This window comes from Providencia sp. wls1914 (assembly GCF_009706645.1).
GTDB classification, from domain to species: Bacteria; Pseudomonadota; Gammaproteobacteria; order Enterobacterales; family Enterobacteriaceae; genus Providencia; species Providencia zhijiangensis.
This window is the reverse complement of the sequence record NZ_WLUN01000017.1, coordinates 85,080-105,382: the sequence shown is the minus strand read 5'-3', so window position 1 is coordinate 105,382 and position 20,303 is coordinate 85,080. Positions and strand designations below refer to the sequence as shown.

Genomic DNA, 20,303 nt, shown 5'->3' with positions numbered 1-20,303 from the left:
AATATGTTTTACACTAGGGCTAATTCTCACTATTCACCGAAAGCAACTGAAAAACGGTATTGAATAACATGACCATTCAAAAAAACCTATCTGATGTCACTGAGCGTATTCATCTTGCTGCAACCGAGTGTCACCGCTCCCCTCAAGATATTACCCTGTTAGCTGTGAGTAAAACCAAACCTTGTGAAGCCATTATGGAAGCTATCGAGGCAGGTCAACGCCAATTTGGTGAAAACTATGTGCAAGAAGGCGTGGAGAAAATCCAGCACTTTGCGGAAAGAACCGACCTAGTTTGGCACTTTATTGGTCCACTACAGTCCAATAAAAGCCGCTTAGTGGCAGAACATTTTGATTGGTTCCATACTTTAGATCGCGCCAAAATCGCCCAACGTTTAAATGAGCAGCGCCCTCAAAATAAAGCGCCGCTGAATGTGCTGATCCAAATTAATATTAGTGATGAAAACAGCAAATCGGGGATAACCCTCGAGGAAGTAAATGAACTTGCTGCTCAAGTCGCCCAATTACCCAATTTAGTGTTGCGTGGGTTAATGACCATTCCAGCCCCAGAAACCGATTATGAGCGCCAATGTGCAGCGTTTCGCCAAATGGAACAGGCATTCGAACAATTGAAAGCTAACTACCCGACTGTGGACACTTTATCCATGGGGATGACCGACGATATGCGCGCTGCTATCCACTGCGGATCAACACTTGTTCGCATCGGTACCGCTATTTTTGGTGCCCGTCAGTACCATAATTAATCTTTAGGAGAACAACATGCAACATCGCAAAATTGCCTTTATTGGCGCGGGAAATATGGCGAATGCCATTATTGCGGGTCTTGTGGCTCATGGCTATCCTGCATCGATGATCACCGTCTGTTCACCAACCCCTGTACGCCGTGACAAAATGGCGCAAGACTACGGCATCATTAGCACCAATGATAATCTCACCGCCGCCCAACAAGCGGACGTGATTGTGCTTGCCGTCAAACCGCAAATGATGAAAGACGTTTGTGAGCCTCTTCGACAACTCACAAACTTAGAAAATAAGCTGATATTAACCATCGCTGCCGGTATTCCTGCGGCTCGTTATAATGACTATTTTGCCCATTCACTGCGTTTAGTGCGCATTATGCCAAACACGCCGTCACTGGTGGGTAAAGGTGTTAGTGGCTTGTTTGCACAGTCCAATGTCTCTGAAGATGATAAACAATTTACTCAGCAATTGATGGAAAGCGTCGGTTCAACAACCTGGTGCGCCAAAGAGAGCGAAATCAACAATATCATTGCGTTAACCGGTAGCTCCCCCGCTTACTTTTTCCTGTTTATGGAATCCATGCAGAAAAAAGCCGAGCAGCTTGGCTATGATGAAAAACAAGCCCGCGAATTGGTTCTTAATGCTATTGAAGGCTCCGTAGCATTAGCGAAATCACAGGGAGATACCCCATTTTCAACCTTGCGTGAGCAAGTCACCTCTAAAGGCGGTACCACCGCAATGGCTTTAGAGCAATTTTACCAAGGTCATCTACCGCAAACTGTCGCCAATGCTATGCAAAGCGCGATTGACCGTGCGGAAGAAATGGAAAAACTTTTTTAATTTATTTTTTGGGATAAGCCATGCAGACTATCGTTTTTGTTGTTACCACCCTGATCCAACTGTACATCTTTGTGCTTCTGCTCAGAGTATGGATGCAGTGCGTTCGTGCCGATTTCTATAACCCATTCTCGCAGTTTGTGGTTAAAGCCACTCAACCTATCGTGGGACCTTTACGCCGCTTAATTCCATCCGTTGGCTCCATTGATACTACAACCCTGCTGGTGGCATTTATACTGGCGATTGCTGACATTATCTTTGGTATGTGGGCGACCAATATGCTGCCGGCCATCGGTTTGACTTTACTACCAATGGGATTGATCCTCTTACTGACTTATATCGGTAAATTGATTTTCTGGATGATCTTAATTCGCGCCATTTTAAGCTGGGTCAGTCAAGGCCGTAACCCTGTCGATTATTTACTGTTCCAATTAACTGAACCGTTAATGGCACCGATTCGTCGCATTATTCCAGCCATGGGCGGGTTAGACTTCTCTGCGATGATTGTGATGTTTATTTTGATCGCCCTGAACTACTTACGCGTCGATGTCTCTTTAATGATTGATCCTGCGTTAACCGCCATGCTGTTCTCTGTCGGCATTATGTAAGGGAAGAGAGAAACAATGCAAAAAGTTGTATTAGCCACAGGTAACCCGGGAAAAGTTAATGAATTAGCGGATTTACTTCGCGAGTTCGGCATGGATATCGTCGCTCAAACCAGCCTTGGGGTTGAATCCGCAGAAGAGACCGGATTAACCTTTATCGAGAACGCAATTTTAAAAGCTCGCCATGCTGCGGCACAAACAGGCTTACCCGCCATCGCCGATGATTCCGGTATTTCTGTGGATGCATTAGGTGGAGCACCGGGAATTTACTCTGCACGCTATGCGGGTGAAGATGCGACCGACCAGCAAAACCTCGATAAGCTTCTCGATGCCATGAAAGATGTGCCCGATGACCAGCGCCAAGCGCAATTTAACTGCGTGTTAGTGTATCTGCGCCATGCTGAAGACCCGACGCCATTAGTATTTCATGGTCGCTGGCACGGAGTTTTAACCCGTGAAGCAAAAGGGCAAGGTGGCTTTGGTTACGACCCAATTTTCTACATACCAGAATTAGGCTGTACCTCAGCAGAACTGACTAAAGCCGAAAAACAAGCGGTATCACACCGTGGTAAAGCGCTTGCGATGATGTTGGATGCCCTAAAAAATGCTTAAGCTTCCCCCATTAAGCTTGTATATCCACATTCCTTGGTGTGTACAAAAGTGCCCGTATTGTGATTTCAACTCACATACTCTTAAGGGGGAAATCCCTCAAACTGAGTATGTTGAGCATTTGCTTAGCGATCTGGATAAAGATGCCGAACTGATTGGCGACCGCCCCGTTAAAACTATCTTTATTGGTGGCGGTACACCGAGCTTATTAACCGCTGAATCCATGCAGATGTTGATGGATGGCGTTCGTGAGCGCGTGAATTTAGCCCCCGATGCTGAAGTGACTATGGAAGCCAACCCCGGCACAGTGGAAGCTGACCGTTTTGCAGGCTACCAAGCCGCGGGGATCAACCGTATCTCCATCGGAGTACAAAGCTTCGGAGACGACAAACTGATCATGTTGGGTCGTATTCATGGCCCTAGTGAAGCTAAACGCGCCGCTCTGCTCGCCACCAACTTAAATCTACGCAGTTTTAATTTGGATTTAATGCACGGCTTACCGTCACAAACTCGCGACGAAGGGCTATCGGATTTACGCCAAGCGATTGAACTCGCTCCGCCGCATCTTTCTTGGTACCAGCTAACCATTGAGCCGAACACACAGTTTGGTTCTCGCCCGCCGCGTTTACCGGATGACGATACCCTATGGGATATCTACACCGAAGGGCATAAATTACTGACAGCGGCAGGCTATCAGCAATATGAAACCTCCGCCTATGCCAAAGCGGGTTATCAGTGCGAACATAACCTTAACTATTGGCGCTTTGGGGATTATCTAGGTATCGGTTGTGGCGCACATGGCAAAATCACATCAACCGATGGGCAAATTTTACGCACCGTCAAAACCAAACATCCTCGGGGTTATATGGAAGGTCGTTATCTTGATAATCAATATAATGTTGAGAACGAAGACCGCCCATTCGAGTATTTTATGAACCGTTTCCGGTTACTTGAAGCGATGCCTCGCCGTGAATTTACTGATTATACCGGTCTGGCAGAGTCTGTGGTTCGCCCAGCTATCGATGAAGCCTTAGCCAAAGGCTATATCTCAGAAACCGCTGATGAATGGCAAATTACCGAACATGGAAAGTTGTTCTTAAATTCCCTACTGGAGCTGTTTTTAGGGGAAGAGTAAGTTTTATTTATCCATAAAAAAGCCAGCTTAATGCTGGCTTTTTCTTTTAAATAAGGGTAACAAATTGATGTCGATTACAGTGCTTTGGTGACTGCATCGATTTGTTCGGTGAGGCTGACTAAACCGCCACCGGAAAGATACCACAAGTCAGATTGCAAATAGGTGATTTTGCCATCTTTATAGGCTTTGGTTTCTTGGATATTTTGGTCTTCAAATACCGTTTTTTCTAATTTCCCTGCGCCAATCGCTTCACTGCGATCCACAATCAAAATCACATCAGGGTTCGCTTGTGCGATAGTTTTTGTATCCACCACACGACGTTTGGATTTATCAGCATCCGCTTGAACAGGTAATTCAGCACGTTGTGCTTTTACCACATCGTAAACAACCGCTTGATTATTTGGGATTAACTTGCCGTCATTGTGCAATAAAACCAGCACTTTTTTATTGGATGCAGCCGCTTTTTTCTGAGCTTCTGCAATGGTTTTATCCAACTGAGCAAGTTGCTCATCCACCGCTTTTTGGTCACCGTATAAATCGCCAATTAAACGAATGTTGGCTTTCACTGACTCAACATAATTTTTGCTGTCAGAGCCTAGATTCAGCGTCGGAGCAATTTTTGATAATGCGTCGTAAGATTTACCTTGGCGACCCGTGATCACGATTAAATCGGGTTTCAATGCAGCAATCTCAGCTAAGTTTGGTTCTTTCATACCGCCTGCATTTTTGACTGTCGCAGGGATACCCGCTTTTACATAAGCAGGTGCATTACCCATCGGCAGAGCGACAACCTTGTCCCCTAACCCCAGTTTTTGCATTGAGTCATAAATACCGAAATCAAACAGAACCACTTTTTGTGGTTTTTTCACCACTTCCGTTTCGCCGGAAAGGTGTTTAACCGTGACTTTTTCAGCACCTTGTGCAGTGATTGCGTTTGGCGTAAATGCAGCAGATTCAGCACTCAGTGCGTAAGGCGCGGAGAATGACAGGATGGAAACCAGTACCGCTGGAATAAACTTTTTCATATGAATAACACCCATTTAGTCGTTAAGCCAAACCAGCATTCTAAGGAGAGTTACTCATAAGTCAATTAAATGATAATGATTCTTAGTATTGTTTTTATTTATGTTAATGCCGTCATGGTTTAATGAGACTTTTAATGCAAAAGGCAGTAATCAGTTTCCCTATTACTGCCTTTCATTACCAATGATAGCGTTGAAAACTCACCAAACTACCTGAATTATTTACCGTTAATTGAATTCAGTAAGCTAATGCGTTGTTGCTCTAATGAAGTGACTTTAGAACAAACTTGCTGACCAAACTGCTGGAAGCTGTTTTCTTGGTTTTTCCATTCACTATCAATTTCTTGCTGTAACCCACCGAGGCTACCTAGCATACCTTGCAGCATTTTGTTGGTATCACCGCCAGCAAGTAACTGTTTGCGCCCCATTTCATTGATACTGTCTTGTAAAATCCCACCTAAACTTTCATTGACTAATTCACGCCCTGACGTTTCCACTTTCTTAATACCTTCATGGTGGAAAACGTAGCCGTTTGAACGAGTTTCAATGATTTGGTTAATTTGACCGTTTAAATCTTTTTCAAGTTTAGTCAGGCGGTTACGAATATTACTATCGCTACCAATCACCTTAACCACCACTTTATCGAGGGATTTACGCGATGCCGCTAATTTCTCTTCAGATTCTTTCTTGATCCACGGTAAATCCTGACGGATATCTGATTGATAACGCAATGCTTTCTGCTGTTGCTCAGAGGTCAGTGCAACTTTTTGACCATTCAGCGTCACATCACCATTTGGGGTGATTTTTAAATCACCACTGCGACCGACGACTTGAACATGTTCAGGCGTCATAAAAATGTCGTCTTTAGGGGTTACCGAGCAGTTGTAATCCGCCGCTTGGCTGGTGGCGCAGGCCAGTAATGAAAACGCAATTAAAGTACGGCGTAACATAAAATCTCCTCGTCGATTACCTCTAGATTGATTGAGAGGTAATTAGAAAACAGAACGTCCAATTCGTTTCGATAAAAGCTCTAAGGCAGCGCAGCCGACCAAAGAGTTTCCTGCTGAATCTAATTCCGGTGACCATACTGCCACCGTAAATTGGTTAGGAACCACACACACAATACCGCCACCGACACCTGATTTACCGGGCATTCCAATACGAAATGCAAATTCACCAGAACCATCGTACATACCACAAGTCATCATCAACGCATTGATTTGTCGAGATTGTAGCGGCGTGATAATTGGGTCTATCGAACAAGGCGACTCACCTTGATTCATTAAATAGGTAAAACACCTAGCCAGTTCGACACAATTCATACTTAGAGAACAATAATGAAAATAAGTTTCTAAAACCGTTAAAACATCATTATCAAAATTGCCAAAAGATTTCATTAAATACGCGATAGCTGCATTGCGGCTCGCATGCTCCATTTCTGAACGAGCGACATTGATGTCATAGCTAATGTCAGGTTCGCAAGCGAGTTTTCGGACAAACTCCAGCATCCGCTGTTTTGGTGCGCTTAAACGAGATTGCAGCATGTCGGCAATCACAATCGCGCCGGCATTGATAAAAGGGTTACGGGGAATGCCCTTTTCCATCTCTATTTGAATCAATGAGTTGAACGGCAGCCCTGAAGGCTCTTTACCAACACGGCTCCAAATTTCTTGCTCTTCGTAGCGCGTCATTGCCAAGGTTAAGCTGAGAACCTTAGAAATGGATTGAACTGAGAAACGTTTTCTCGCATCTCCCGCTGTGAAAATATCACCTTCTGCGGTATGAACCGCTATCCCCAAATGATGTGAAGGAATACCGCCAAGCGCCGGTATGTAGTCAGCCACCTTCCCTTGACCTATCAGGGGGCGGACTTGCTCCAAAATATCATGCAGTAATTGGTCAGAAAACTGGGTGCTCAAGTGTTTTGCTCCAGAATGGATTACTCTAGAAAATAAAGGCATCCAATTGGATGCCTTTATTAATAATCAAACTAGTTATTATTCCCACCAAACATCAAACAGTTCAGAAACAACAACGTCGTTCATCCCTTTTGATTTTAGCCAGTTTTCAACGATTTGACGGTGTTCTTCGGTGCATTTACCAATTTTCTGCAGGCAAACAATCCCTTCCCAGTTCATGTAGCCGCTAGCTTCAAATGCCAGACCGTTTGGCTCGATAGCTTCAGCAATCAGTTGGTCAACGACGCTGTCCACTTCTTCGATTGGCGTACCTTCTTTAAAGTTCCACTTAACAATGAAACCTAATTCTTGGAACTCGTCCAAACGCATTTTTTTACGTAAACGGCGACTACGCTGTTGTTTAGCCATGATTAAACCCTCTTAAACATTAAATCCCATACACCGTGCCCTAACCGCTGGCCGCGCTTTTCAAACTTTGTTTCTGGTCTTGATTCTGGACGAGGAACGTAGTCCCCTGACGTGGATACGTTTTCATACCCAGCCACGCTGGTCATTACCTCAAGCATATGTTCTGCATAAGGTTCCCAGTCTGTCGCCATGTGGAAAACACCACCATCAATTAATTTACTGCGAATTTTTTCTGCGAAAGGCACCTGCACAATACGACGTTTATTGTGTTTCGCTTTATGCCAAGGATCAGGGAAGAATAACTGAACCATTGCTAAGCTGCCGTTCGGGATCATGAAGTCTAAAACTTCAATGGCATCGTGGCACATCACGCGTAGGTTGGTGATGTTCTCTTCTTTCGCTGATGCCAAACAAGCCCCAACGCCCGGTGCATGCACTTCAATACCCAGAAAGTTTTGATCTGGGTTTTGTGCTGCCATCGTTACTAATGAGGTGCCCATTCCAAATCCAATTTCCAGAGTCACTGGATTTGAATTATTAAATAGTTTTGCGAAATCAAAGGGTTCGTTGACAAAATCGATGCCCATTTCTGCCCATTCGCTTTCTAATGCCTCTTCCTGACGTTTTGTCAGACGCCCTTGACGGCGGACAAAACTACGGACACGGCGCATAACCCGCCCTTCTTCATTATATTCGGGGGAGATAACGTTATTGATCATAATAAAGTTCTAAAAAATTCGTTGTCCAGTTAGATAATGTGCCAACAAGAGTATAAAAAAACCCAAACATACCTAATTAATTAATATCTAAGTATGGTGGGAAAGGGAGTTTAGCAAAACTTCAAGGATCTTGCAGTTGATAATTGGATAACTTTACACAAGAAGCGGTTTACAGCTATCACCGTCTATGTTGCAATCCTCTCCATGACTGAAATCGCGATAAAAATATTATAAATAATGGAAGCTCAACAATTCTCAAGTGCAGTGCTCAAGTGGTATCACAAATACGGTCGTAAAACCTTGCCATGGCAGCAGGAAAAATCCTCCTACCATGTTTGGCTCTCTGAAGTCATGTTGCAGCAGACCCAAGTCAGCACAGTCATTCCCTATTTTGAAAAATTCACCCAACGCTTTGCGGATGTGACCGCACTGGCGAATGCGCCCCTTGATGAAGTTCTGCATTTATGGACAGGACTCGGTTATTACGCACGAGCGCGCAATCTGCATAAAGCCGCGCAGGTGATTGCTACCCAATATAATGGTCAATTTCCTACCACGTTTGAGGAAGTGAATGCGCTTCCGGGGGTGGGACGTTCAACGGCAGGCGCTATTCTCTCCCTTTCTCAAAAGCAACATTACCCAATTTTAGACGGTAACGTAAAACGCGTGCTTGCTCGCTGCTATGCAGTCGCGGGTTGGCCGGGTAAGAAAGAGGTAGAAAATCGCCTGTGGGAAATCAGCACCAACGTCACCCCCAAAGTAGAAGTGGAATATTTTAACCAAGCCATGATGGATCTTGGTGCAATGGTGTGTACTCGCAGTAAACCAAAATGCGAACTATGCCCACTCAATACCGGCTGTATTGCTTACGCTAATCACTCTTGGCAGGAATATCCTGGGAAAAAACCTAAGCAGAAAATTCCGGAAAAAAGTGCATGGTTTTTGATCCTTCAGCACCAAGATAATGTCTGGTTAGAACAGCGCCCTCCTTCCGGCATTTGGGGCGGTTTATTCGCCTTCCCACAGTTTGAAAGCCATGAGCAACTGGCTCAGTGGCTAGCTGATTCTGGCCTGCAATATGACACGCCAGAACAATTAATTGCTTTTCGCCACACATTTAGCCATTTCCATTTAGATATTATCCCTGTAAAAGTTAATATTCAGGCATTTAACTCTGCCATGGATGAAGGCAACGGACTCTGGTATAACTTACACCTAGGCGCAACCGTTGGGCTTGCAGCTCCGGTTGAAAGTTTACTAAAACAACTTGCCTTACTACCTGATATTCGAGGAAAAAATAAATGAGTAGAACCATTTTTTGCACTTTCTTACAACGTGACGCTGATGGGCAAGATTTCCAGCTTTACCCAGGTGAATTAGGAAAGCGTATTTTTAATGAGATTTCGAAAGAAGCATGGAGTCAATGGATGACAAAACAGACTATGCTGATCAATGAAAAGAAATTAAACACCATGAACCCAGACGATCGCAAAATGCTGGAACAAGAAATGGTGAAATTCTTATTTGAAGGTCACGATATTCAAATTGATGGCTATACCCCAGAAAAATAGTTTTTAGGTCTATACCTATCGAACCTCAAGTTGCATGGCTCGGTTTGCTAACCTCCTGCAACTTGAATGTTTTAGGGAAAATGACCGAAATAGCAGCTAGCTTGCATTATTATTGTGGATCGTATGAAAAAATTATTTGCTCTCACATTGTTGATTCCCCTGATTGTTTCTTGCTCCAGTAATCAGAAATCCGACTTTAATCCCGACTACGTCAAAGATACCAATGGCTTTGATATTTTGATGGGGCAATTTGCTCATAACATCGAAAATATTTGGGGGATCAAAGAAGTCCTGATTGCAGGGCCTAAAGACTATGTGAAATATACCGATGAGTATCGTACTCGTAGCCACATTAACTTTGATGCAGGGACAATCACGGTTGAGACCATCTCCGCTGTTGAACCGTCAGAACACCTGAAAAAAGCCATTGTCACCACTTTATTGATGGGCGATGACCCGAATTCCATCGACCTCTATTCTGATATTAACGACATTCCCTACAGTAAAGAGCCATTCCTGTTTGGTCAGGTGATGGATAATACGGGCGAACCGATTCGCTGGGAGTGGCGAGCCACTAAATTTGCAGATTATCTGATCAGCAATAAAATGCAGCGAAGACAATCTGGTATGAATATTGTATGGTCGGTGACCATGCAATTGGTACCAAACCACTTAGATAAACGCGCCCATAAATATATGCCATTTATTAAGAAATCATCCGCGAAATACGGCGTAGATGAATCACTGATTCTGGCAATTATGCAGATTGAATCGAGCTTCAACCCATACGCAGTTAGCCGTTCTGATGCGCTAGGTTTGATGCAAATTATGCCAAACACAGCCGGTAAAGATGTCTTCCGCTCCCAAGGTAAATCAGGAGTACCAAGCCGCAGTTACCTGTTTGACCCAGAGCAAAACATTGATACAGGTACGGCATACTTAGCTATCTTACAAAATAGTTATTTGGGGGATATCAGTAATCCAACTTCACGTCGCTATGCGGTTATTACAGCTTATAACGGCGGTGCTGGCAGCGTGCTACGCGTCTTCCACAATGATAAAAAACAAGCGGCTCAGCGTATTAATAACCTAGAGCCGGGAGAAGTTTACGAAACGCTTTCCACCAAACACCCTGCGGCGGAATCTCGTAATTATCTTATTAAAGTGAATAAGGCGCAGAAAAAATATCTACGCTAATAAATCCTTAAAATAGCGATAAAAATGCCAGTAAACCATCACAGTTACTGGCATTTTTTTTCACTTTTTGTGAGTTTTTGCATTGATTTGCTTAAAAATTAATTGAAACGCTGAAAAAAAACGCATTCAATCAAAAGTTTTTAGAAACCGCCTTGACTCACCCTCTTAAATCAGGTTTAATACGCTCCGTTGCCCGGATAGCTCAGTCGGTAGAGCAGGGGATTGAAAATCCCCGTGTCCTTGGTTCGATTCCGAGTCCGGGCACCACTATTTAAAGAACCCGCCCTAGTGGCGGGTTTTTGCTTTCTAGCCTTTCCAAACTTATTCAACCAGAATCTACTCAGTAACCACCTTAACTTAATCTAAATTTCATAAATTCAGATCTTATTTGATTTAGCTCCACATTTGCGTTGATTTTATAGCGTATAAATAACTATATGATAAAAGTTGTTTTGTAACCCATTGGTAAACAACAAAAAAACAACCTAGAGTTAATCTTCTCTCAACGTTTTTAACCAACTTTTAATCATTAATCATGGCTATTTATAGTCTAATAAATATACAAGACATCATAACAACAAGATTGGCGTATAGTTTCTTATTGCCTTAATCACTTTTAAGCAATGAGCTGAAGGAGCGCTTATGTGTAAAGAATCAGTGAAAAGCCCGATGTATTTATCCATTGCAAACTGGGTAATGAAACAGGGTCGCTGGATCACCGCCAGAGAAATCTCGAATAATTTTGAAATTCCGCATACCAATGCGGTGAATATTGTCTCTTATATTCTTTCGGATGTGGCAGAAATACAGTGTGAAGTCAAAATGATCCCCAATAAGTTATCGGGACGAGGCTGCCAATGCCAACGATTGATTAAAGTGACTAAAATTGACAGTCAACTTTACTCTCGCCTAAAAAATTATACTTCCGAGAAGATGACGATTGAGTCGCCGGTGAAAACGAATCTCGTCCCACCAACAGAACTTAATCGTGAGCAAAAATGGCAATGGATGCTATCTAAAGCCCAGCGTCGTTAATATTATTTTCATCGACGCCATAACAAAAAAACGCAGGCTTTAAGCCTGCGTTGAGGTTACTGAAAAAATATTATTGACGATTCTACACATCCGCATCATTGACCTTTCGGTTTGACATCCGTAGTTCCTTGCAACCGAGGGCGATTAGGCTCTATCTCAGTTAACGGTATAGCTTCCTCTAAACTTTGAAGATAACGTCCCGCTAAATCTTGATACTCTTTGGTATTTAGCTGTTTCCAATGAAGTTCTTCATCACTCACATGGCGAAGAAAACGTGCAGGTGCGCCGATCAACATCTGTCTTGGCTCACCTTGGAAACCCGCTTTAACAAAACTCATCGCACCAATAATGCTTTCGTCACCGATCACGGCACCATCCATCACTACACTATTCATGCCGACCAGAGCGTCACGCCCAATAATGCAGCCATGTAAAATTGAGCCATGACCAATATGCCCAGATTCACGCACAATAGTCTCAACATCGCTGTAACCATGCATGATGCAACCGTCTTGAATATTCGCCCCTTTTTCGATGATTAGGCGCCCGTAATCCCCCCGTAATGAAGCATTTGGCCCCACAAACACATCGGCACCAATAATGACATCACCAATCACCACGGCGGAAGGATGAACGTAAGCCGTTGGATGCACCACGGGCGTCACGCCTTCAAAGCTGTAAAAACTCATAATCACCTCGCAGTCATCCAATCACTCGTAGGATTAGCGTCCTTTCCAGTTTGGCTCACGCTTCTCTGAGAATGCTAAAGGGCCTTCCGTTGCATCTTCAGAGTGCAATACAGCAGGGTAGTTTTCTAACACACCACTGCGCATCAATTTATAGCCCTCTTCCACCGTTAATTCTCCGGTTGCGCGGAAAATTTCTTTCAGTGCAGCAACAGCAAGCGGTGCGCTTTGTGTTATTTTTTCAGCCAGCTCTCGCGCTTTATCCATTAAATTCTCGATAGGCACCACTTCATTCGCAATACCCCAACGCAGCGCCTCTTGAGCATCCATTCGGCGCCCTGTCATCACCATTTCATTGACGATAGGCGCAGGCAGAATTTTTGGTAAGCGCAAAACACCACCGCTATCGGGCACAATACCTAATTGCGCTTCAGGTAGAGCGAAACTGGCATTTTCAGAACAGATAATCATATCTGCCGCCAGCGCTAGCTCAAAGCCACCGCCAAACGCATAACCGTTTACTGCCGCGATCACGGGTTTATTTAAGTTGAAAATCTCAGTTAATCCCGCAAAACCGCCCGGGCCAAAATCAGCATCAGGCGCTTCCCCTTCCGCCGCAGATTTTAAATCCCATCCCGCAGAGAAGAAACGTTCTCCAGCACCCGTAATAATGGCCACTCGCAACGTTGGGTCATCACGGAAATTAAGGAAAACTTCCCCCATTTTAAAACTGGTTTTTGCATCAATGGCGTTGGCTTTAGGTCTATCGAGTACAATTTCTAGCACGGCACCATGACGGGTAACTTTTAATGATTCGCTCATAGTTTAAACCTTTAGGTTGTTATTCGATTATTTCAGATGTTTTTTCAGCACCTTACCAGAGCAATTACGAGGTAAACCTTGACGAACTTCCACCAATGAGGGCACTTTGAACTTCGCCATTTTCGTTTCACAGAAAGCGAAAAACTCTTCTTGAGTTAGCGTAGCCCCCTCCTCCAGTACGATAAACGCTTTGATAGCCTCATCACGGATGGCGTCCATCACACCGATAACCGCGACATCCGCAATAACTGGATGGGACGCAATGATGTTCTCAATTTCGCTGCAAGAGACGTTTTCACCGCCGCGTTTGACCATGTTGCTACTACGGTCAACAAAGTAGAAAAATCCATCGTCATCTTGATAAGCAAAATCGCCAGTGTGCATCCACCCTTCACTATCAAAGGTTTTTTCTGTAGCTTCAGGATTGTTGTAATAGGCTTTAAATAAGGTTTTACCCCGCTCGCCTTTTACACATAGCTCGCCAATTTCCCCTGTTTTTAACGGTTGATTATGTTTATCTCGAATTTGAGCTTGATAACCAAATCCAGGGCGTCCAATGGACGGCCAGCGTCGTTCATCCCCAGGTCTATCACCAATCAGCCCAACAATAGTTTCAGTCATGCCATACGAAGTGAGAAACTGCGTCACGGCAAAGCGTTCCATAAACTGCTGCTTTTCTTTATCGCTTAAATTGAGATAGAACATCACTTCCCGTAAACAGTGCGCTTGCTCATTGTCGGCAACCGGTTGACTCATTAAGGTGCGGATCATCATTGGGATCAGCTCCGCCACTGTCGCGCGATGCTTCACAATCTGTTGCCAGAAACGCCGAGCGCTGTATTTCTCAAGGAGAACAAAGGTTGCCCCAGCGGAGAATGCCGCCATAGCCGCTGTGCATTGGCAATCGATATGAAAAGCGGGCATCACCGTCAAATAGACATCATCAGAACGTAATGCACATTGCCAAGAGGAGTAATAACCTGCAAAGCGCAGATTATAGTGGGTGATAATGACCCCTTTTGGTTTAGAGGTCGTCCCAGAGGTGAACAGAATTTCGGCGGTATCATTCACGCTGAGTTCAACCTGCTCCGCCAGCACAATCGATTGTTGAGCTAGTTCAACGGTAAAGTCAGTCATACCTTGCTGCGTTGGTAATTGGGTGTCTGAAATTAAGAAGATATGTTCGAGCGCTGTTGCTTTGTCATCGACAAGAGTTTGGTAAATATCGACAAAATGGGGACGAGTGACAACCAACCGAGGTTGGCAGTTTTGGATGATCCACGCGCTCTCTTCATACTTGAATCGCGCATTGACCGGCACCATGATCGCCCCAATTTTGGCAAGACCAAACCAGCAAAAGAAAAACTCTGGGCAATTATCTAAATGTAACGCAACTTTATCCCCTTTTTGAATGCCATAGCTTAAAAAGAGGTTGGCAGTGCGGTTAATCTGCTGATTCATTTCTAAATAGCTGAATTCACGCACATCACCATCACAGGATTCAAAGATAAGCGCCTTTTTATTACCGTGAGTTTTCGCAAAATCATCCCACATTTGACGCAAATTTTGTTTACCGATTACATCCATTAATTGTTATCCCATCATTTCCCTAATGTCTATTCAGCCCTACAGGAATGATTGAACTGAATAGTCATTGAATTACTCAACAATTTTAGCCAGCCCTTTCTCGACCAGCCCCCTAATATCATTTTCGTTATAACCAATGTTTTGCAGAATATCCGACGTGTCCATGCCGTGAGATGGCATACCACGCCAGATTTGCCCCGGATTATTTTTGAATTTTGGCATCACGTTTGGACCACGACAGGTACGCCCGTCCATGGTTTGCCAACTGGTGATGGATTCACGGGCAATATATTGTGGATTGGTTTCTAATTCTGGAATGGTAAGTACCTTGGCGCTGGCAATATTCAGCTCCGCCAAGCGCGCTAGAACAACATCAATGTCACGCGCACCTAGCCACTCATCTAATTTTTCTTCAACAAGTGGGCCATACGGGCACTCAACACGGTGAATGAGCTGCGTGCCTTCAGGAATTTCTGGTGTACCCAATAAGTGAGCAAGACCAATATCTTTGAAGATTTCTTGGATCTGAGTAATACCCACAATCTCCATTACGATATAACCGTCTTTACAGCTATAAAGCCCACAACCGGCATAATACGGGTCTTTTCCTTTCGTCATGCGTGGGCAAATTTCGCCGCCGTTAAAGTAGTCCATCATGAAATACTGCCCCATACGCAACATCACTTCGTACATGGCAATATCAATGCTTTCGCCTTTACCTGTTTTTTGAACTTTATACAGTGCCGCTAAAGCAGAGGTGGTGGCGGTCATGCCAGAAAAATAGTCTGCGGTATACGGGAATGCCGGCATTGGCTGGTCTTTATCACCGTTTTGAATTAAATAACCGCTGAATGCTTGCGCAATGGTGTTATACGCCGCAAGGTTGGTGTATTGCGGGTCGCCGTATTGTCCGAAGCCTGATAAGTGGGCGATCACCAATTTCGGGTTATGCTCCCACAATAATTCATCGGTGATCCCTCTGCGCGCAAAGGCTGGGCCTTTACTGGCTTCGATAAAAATATCCGTCGTTTCCATCAGTTTAAGGAACGCTTCTCGACCTTCATCTTTAAAGATGTTCAGCGATAGCGCCCGTAGATTGCGGCGAGATAGTTGCGGGTAATTAGGTTGAACACGAATGGTATCAGCCCATGCGACGTTTTCGATCCAAATAACCTCCGCGCCCCATTCTGCGAACATTTGTCCGGCAAATGGGCCTGCAATTTCAATCCCTGAAAATACCACCCTAACCCCAGATAGCGGGCCAAACTCGGGCATTGGTAAATGCTCTGCCATTTTCTCATCTCCTGTGAAACTAAAGTGATCTCCCGAAAATCTCAGGAGATCAATCAACGACTAACCTCGATTAGCGATACTGTTTCAGTACGCTACGACCTAATGTCAGTATTTGCATTTCATCTGAACCGCCTGATACACGATCCACACGCAGGTCGCGCCAGAATCGTGCGATACGGTGTTCACCCGCAATACCCACACCACCGAGGACTTGCATTGCTGAATCCACAACTGCAAATGCTGCGTTTGCACAGAAGTATTTACACATTGCCGCATCACCAGAGGTGATTAAACCGTTGTCACTCTTCCATGCAGTTTCATATAACATGTTGCGCATCGAATTGAGCTTGATCGCCATATGTGCAAATTTTTCTTGAATTAATTGATAACGACCGATGGCTTCACCAAATTGAACACGTTGGTTGGCATAGCGCGCCGCATCTTCAAACGCACACATTGCTGTACCGTAGTTGGTCAATGCCACTAAGAAACGTTCATGGTCAAACTCTTCTTTCACACGGTTAAAGCCGTTGCCTTCACGACCAAACATGTCTTTTTCATCAAGCTCAACGTTGTCGAACGTAATTTCGCAGCAGCTATCCATGCGCAGACCCAGTTTTTCAAGTTTGTTCACCTTGATACCCGGCTTGCTCATGTCTAAGAACCACTCAGTGAAAACAGGTTTATCCGGTGAATCTGCATCGCGGCTCATCACCACGATGTATGGGGTGTACGCACTACTGGTGATAAAGCATTTGCTACCGTTTAAGTACACTTTTCCATTACGGCGAGTGTATGTAGTTTGTAAGCTACCAACGTCAGAACCTGCGCCCGGTTCAGTAATAGCGGAGTTCCACATCTGTTTACCCGTACCACGGAACGCCATGATTTTGTCGATTTGCTCTTGAGTTCCTTCACGCAGAACCGTATTAAAACCACCCGGTAATTGGTATAGAACATAAGTAGGAGCACCAAGGCGACCTAATTCCATCCATACCGCAGCAACCGTAATAAACCCCGCATTTAAGCCACCGTGCTCTTCGGGGATCAGCAGGTTATCGATTTCCATATCCGCTAAGGCTTTTACAAAACGCTCTGGGTATTTGCTTTCGCGGTCACACTCGGCGAAATAGCTTTCCCAGTTCTCACTTGCCATCAGTTCACGGATCCCTGCGACAAACAGTTCCTGCTCATCATTCAATCTAAAATCCATATCAATAACCTCTTCAATGTTGTTTCTGAAATATTGTTTCTAAGTAAAATTGTTTCTGAGTAAATTAATCGTTTTTCCAATGCACTCTTGCATCTTTAATAAAGGAGAGCGTTACCATGATGTTCACGAAAAAAAGTGGGCATCCTCCGGCAATAATCGCTGTTTGAATTGGTTTCAGTCCGCCTAATGCCAGTAAGACAATGCCAATCACGCCGACAAGAACAGACCAACCAATACGCACTAATAACGGTGGCTCCTCTCCATCTTTCACTGCGCGACAAGTCGACATCGCGAGAGTGTATGAACAGGCGTTAATCAGTGTGACAGTGGCGATAAAGCAGAGGATGAAGAAGCCCCAAATTGTTACAGTGCTCAAAGGTAAAGCGGCCCAAGTTTCAATGATGGCTCGTGCAACACCGAACTCTTCAATCAACTTAGGAATGTTAATGACGTTTTTATCAATCAGTTGGAGCGTGTTACTGCCGAGAATGGTCCAAATTAAGGTGGTACCTGCGGTTAAGCCTGCAACCATACCTAAACATAATTCACGAACAGTACGTCCTTTGGAAATGCGTGCGAGGAAAATACACATTTGAATCGCGTAGATAACCCACCAAGCCCAATAGAACACAGTCCAACCTTGAGGGAATCCACCTTTGCCAACGGCATCGGTATAGAACAGCATGCGTGGCATGTACATTAATAATACGCCGACGGAGTCTGTAAAATAGTTAGCGATAAAGCTCGCGCCACTGACGATAAGCACCCATCCAAGCATTAAGAAACTTAAATAGCTGCGTACATCACTGGCGGCTTTCACCCCCTTTTGCAGACCAAATGCTACACACACTGCATTGAGGATGATCCAGCAGAAGATAATGATCGCATCGAGCTGCAAGGTATGTGGAATACCAAACAGATATTGAATACATTCAGTCACCAGCGGTGTTGCCAGACCCAAGCTGGTTCCCATCGCTAAGATCAATGCAACCAAATAGAAGTTGTCGATAATGGTTCCAAACCAGCCATTGGCACGCTTCTCACCCACCAGCGGAGCCAGCGTACTACTTGGGCGGATCACATCCATTTTACGAACAAAGAAAAAGTAAGCGAAAGCAACAGAGAGGAAGCTGTAAGTTGCCCACGGCAGCGGGCCCCAATGGAACAAGCTGTAAGCTAACCCGATACTTTTGGCTTCATTAGAATAAGGTGCAAAATCAAACGGCGGCGATGAAATATAGTAATAAATTTCAATCGATCCCCAGAACAGCACCGCGGCTGAAGTACAAGATGCGAACATCATAAAAATCCAGCCAGCTCGGCTAAATTCTGGTTTTTCATCCCCTAAACGTTTCTTCGCATAAGGTCCGAAAATTAACCAAAACCAACCACCAAACATAATGACCATATACCATTCAAATGCCCATCCCCAGACATTGGTGACATAGCTAAAGACTTGGTTAATCACTTCGTTTGATGCATCAAGATCACGTACTGTTAGCCAGCACAGTAACCCGACAATAATTAATGGTGGGAAAAAAACTTTCGGTTCTATTCCGACCTTTTTATTTTCTTTGCTCATAGGTCTATTCCAATTTATTATTTAATACATAAGTTTTAAAACAATAAATATTTAACATTCATTTAATGACTTCTAAATAAATGCCTCTTAAATATGCCCAATTACTTATTATCAATAGCCAATTAAAGATTAATTAATTTATTTACTATTTGAATCATGTCGGCTCACCAATAACAATTCTGTTATTAAGGTCACAATATTATTCGTGATAAAGATTTGTTATTAACCTTCACGTTAAAAATAAAATAATAAATCAATAAAAACAAAGCAGTAAAATATAATGTTAGGTTAATGTTATTAAACTCATTCAGTATTGGTGATTAGGATAGCAATATTGAACATTAGCTTGCTAACTTGATGATTTTTACAGTATTGGTGAGTAATGTAACAGTATGAATATTTAAACCCGCTTTAATTTAAGGCGTTCAATATTGGTGATGTAGGTTTTATTTTTAAATATCCAGTTCGTGATACTCATATAAATATTAAACCACAACTGTTCCACTTATTTTATTCTAGGAGATGTAATGAATATTATTACATGCTACAAATCTGTTCCTGATGAACAAGATATTGTTGTTAATAGCTCAGATGGTTCTTTAGATTTTTCTCGCGCTGACACTAAAATTAGTCAATATGATTTAAATGCCATTGAAGCTGCTAATCAAATAAAAGCGCAGCAACCAGAAAGTAAAGTTATTGCGTTAAGTATTGGTGGCAAAGCACTGACTAACATGAAAGGTCGTAAAGACGTTTTATCCCGTGGTCCCGATGAATTAGTCGTAGTGGTTGAAGACCAATTCGAATATGCCCTGCCACATCAGAGTGCTATTGCTCTTAGTGCCGCAGCCAAAAAAGTCGGCTTTGATTTGATTCTGTGCGGTGATGGCTCCGCTGACCTCAACGCCCAGCAAGTCAGTATTTTAATGGGAGAAGAGCTGCAAGTTCCTGCTATTAATGGGGTCAAAAAAATCCTCTCTATTGCACCAGATACCATTGTTGTTGAACGTGAGCTCGAAGACGAAATCGAAACGTTATCCATTCCACTACCTGCGGTTATTGCAGTGACTTCAGACATTAACGTCCCTGTTATTCCATCGATGAAAGCCATTTTAGGTGCAGCGAAAAAGCCTGTTCAAGCATGGACGGCTGCTGATATCGGTCTTGGTGATGTCGCGGCGTTATCGACTCAGTCGATTGCTGCACCAAAACAAAAAGTTCGTCAACGCATCATTATTGAAGGCGATGGCGATGACCAAGTTGCACAGTTCACTGAACACTTAAGAAAAATCATTAAATAATAG

19 protein-coding genes, 1 tRNA gene and 2 pseudogenes are annotated in these 20,303 nt (G+C 43.8%); 11 read left to right on the top strand and 11 right to left on the bottom strand.

Annotated features, from left to right (window positions below):
- The first annotated feature begins 68 nt into the window (after positions 1-68).
- From GKR74_RS16890 to hemW, 5 genes are read left to right on the top strand one after another with little or no spacing between them, the layout of a single operon-like run.
- Entirely contained in the window at positions 69-761 is a 693-nt protein-coding gene (locus tag GKR74_RS16890) for a YggS family pyridoxal phosphate-dependent enzyme (RefSeq protein ID WP_154604534.1), read from the top strand.
- Between the two features lie 16 nt (positions 762-777).
- Complete coding sequence (gene proC, locus GKR74_RS16885) at positions 778-1,599, top strand: pyrroline-5-carboxylate reductase (RefSeq protein WP_154604533.1); 822 nt, start codon at positions 778-780, stop codon at positions 1,597-1,599.
- A gap of 20 nt (positions 1,600-1,619) precedes the next feature.
- Positions 1,620-2,204, top strand: a complete 585-nt coding sequence (locus GKR74_RS16880; protein WP_154604532.1) for a YggT family protein — start codon at positions 1,620-1,622, stop codon at positions 2,202-2,204.
- Positions 2,205-2,219: 15 nt separating this feature from the next.
- A complete protein-coding gene (gene rdgB / locus GKR74_RS16875; protein WP_154604531.1) occupies positions 2,220-2,813 on the top strand; it encodes an RdgB/HAM1 family non-canonical purine NTP pyrophosphatase in 594 nt (197 codons plus the stop codon).
- Positions 2,806-3,945 (top strand): radical SAM family heme chaperone HemW, encoded by a 1,140-nt coding sequence (gene hemW / locus GKR74_RS16870; protein WP_154604530.1) that lies wholly within the window; start codon positions 2,806-2,808, stop codon positions 3,943-3,945. The genes rdgB and hemW overlap by 8 nt, the downstream gene beginning before the upstream one ends.
- Positions 3,946-4,019: 74 nt before the next feature.
- On the opposite strand, the gene GKR74_RS16865 is transcribed toward hemW, so the two are convergent.
- The 5 genes from GKR74_RS16865 to trmB form a co-directional block, all read right to left on the bottom strand.
- Complete coding sequence (locus tag GKR74_RS16865) at positions 4,020-4,970, bottom strand: siderophore ABC transporter substrate-binding protein (protein WP_154604529.1); 951 nt, start codon at positions 4,968-4,970, stop codon at positions 4,020-4,022.
- A gap of 215 nt (positions 4,971-5,185) precedes the next feature.
- Entirely contained in the window at positions 5,186-5,917 is a 732-nt protein-coding gene (locus GKR74_RS16860; protein ID WP_154604528.1) for a DUF2884 domain-containing protein, read from the bottom strand.
- 42 nt (positions 5,918-5,959) lie between these two features.
- On the bottom strand, positions 5,960-6,928 hold the full coding sequence (gene glsB, locus GKR74_RS16855; protein WP_410431244.1) for a glutaminase B: 969 nt from the start codon (positions 6,926-6,928) through the stop codon (positions 5,960-5,962).
- 36 nt (positions 6,929-6,964) lie between these two features.
- Positions 6,965-7,294: a YggL family protein gene (locus tag GKR74_RS16850; RefSeq protein ID WP_036954142.1), complete on the bottom strand. Its 330-nt coding sequence runs from the start codon at positions 7,292-7,294 to the stop codon at positions 6,965-6,967.
- A 2-nt stretch (positions 7,295-7,296) separates the two neighbouring features.
- Entirely contained in the window at positions 7,297-8,013 is a 717-nt protein-coding gene (gene trmB, locus GKR74_RS16845) for a tRNA (guanosine(46)-N7)-methyltransferase TrmB (RefSeq protein ID WP_154604527.1), read from the bottom strand.
- Positions 8,014-8,250: 237 nt separating this feature from the next.
- On the opposite strand from trmB, the pseudogene mutY reads away from it, so the two are divergent.
- The 5 genes and pseudogenes from mutY to caiF form a co-directional block, all read left to right on the top strand.
- Positions 8,251-9,300: pseudogene (gene mutY / locus GKR74_RS16840) on the top strand (A/G-specific adenine glycosylase); the annotation flags it as partial.
- A 14-nt stretch (positions 9,301-9,314) separates the two neighbouring features.
- Entirely contained in the window at positions 9,315-9,584 is a 270-nt protein-coding gene (locus GKR74_RS16835; protein ID WP_006657365.1) for an oxidative damage protection protein, read from the top strand.
- A gap of 123 nt (positions 9,585-9,707) precedes the next feature.
- A complete protein-coding gene (gene mltC / locus GKR74_RS16830; protein ID WP_154604525.1) occupies positions 9,708-10,781 on the top strand; it encodes a membrane-bound lytic murein transglycosylase MltC in 1,074 nt (357 codons plus the stop codon).
- 191 nt (positions 10,782-10,972) lie between these two features.
- Positions 10,973-11,048 (top strand) — tRNA-Phe (locus GKR74_RS16825).
- Positions 11,049-11,423: 375 nt separating this feature from the next.
- A complete protein-coding gene (gene caiF, locus GKR74_RS16820) occupies positions 11,424-11,816 on the top strand; it encodes a carnitine metabolism transcriptional regulator CaiF (protein ID WP_036954132.1) in 393 nt (130 codons plus the stop codon).
- A 56-nt stretch (positions 11,817-11,872) separates the two neighbouring features.
- Here caiF and caiE read toward each other — a convergent pair.
- The 6 genes and pseudogenes from caiE to caiT all read right to left on the bottom strand — a co-directional run bounded on the left by caiE (position 11,873) and on the right by caiT (position 18,999).
- Positions 11,873-12,505: pseudogene (gene caiE / locus GKR74_RS16815) on the bottom strand (carnitine operon protein CaiE).
- 33 nt (positions 12,506-12,538) lie between these two features.
- Positions 12,539-13,324: a crotonobetainyl-CoA hydratase gene (caiD, locus tag GKR74_RS16810; protein ID WP_108479451.1), complete on the bottom strand. Its 786-nt coding sequence runs from the start codon at positions 13,322-13,324 to the stop codon at positions 12,539-12,541.
- Positions 13,325-13,351: 27 nt separating this feature from the next.
- Positions 13,352-14,911: a crotonobetaine/carnitine-CoA ligase gene (gene caiC / locus GKR74_RS16805; RefSeq protein ID WP_154604523.1), complete on the bottom strand. Its 1,560-nt coding sequence runs from the start codon at positions 14,909-14,911 to the stop codon at positions 13,352-13,354.
- A 72-nt stretch (positions 14,912-14,983) separates the two neighbouring features.
- On the bottom strand, positions 14,984-16,204 hold the full coding sequence (caiB, locus tag GKR74_RS16800; protein ID WP_154604522.1) for an L-carnitine CoA-transferase: 1,221 nt from the start codon (positions 16,202-16,204) through the stop codon (positions 14,984-14,986).
- A gap of 70 nt (positions 16,205-16,274) precedes the next feature.
- Positions 16,275-17,417, bottom strand: a complete 1,143-nt coding sequence (caiA, locus tag GKR74_RS16795) for a crotonobetainyl-CoA dehydrogenase (RefSeq protein WP_036954121.1) — start codon at positions 17,415-17,417, stop codon at positions 16,275-16,277.
- Positions 17,418-17,481: 64 nt separating this feature from the next.
- Positions 17,482-18,999, bottom strand: coding sequence for an L-carnitine/gamma-butyrobetaine antiporter (gene caiT / locus GKR74_RS16790; protein WP_036954118.1), 1,518 nt, complete (start codon positions 18,997-18,999; stop codon positions 17,482-17,484).
- Positions 19,000-19,526: 527 nt separating this feature from the next.
- Here caiT and fixA point away from each other — a divergent pair.
- Positions 19,527-20,300, top strand: a complete 774-nt coding sequence (fixA, locus tag GKR74_RS16785) for a putative electron transfer flavoprotein FixA (protein ID WP_154604521.1) — start codon at positions 19,527-19,529, stop codon at positions 20,298-20,300.
- The last annotated feature ends 3 nt before the right edge of the window (positions 20,301-20,303 follow it).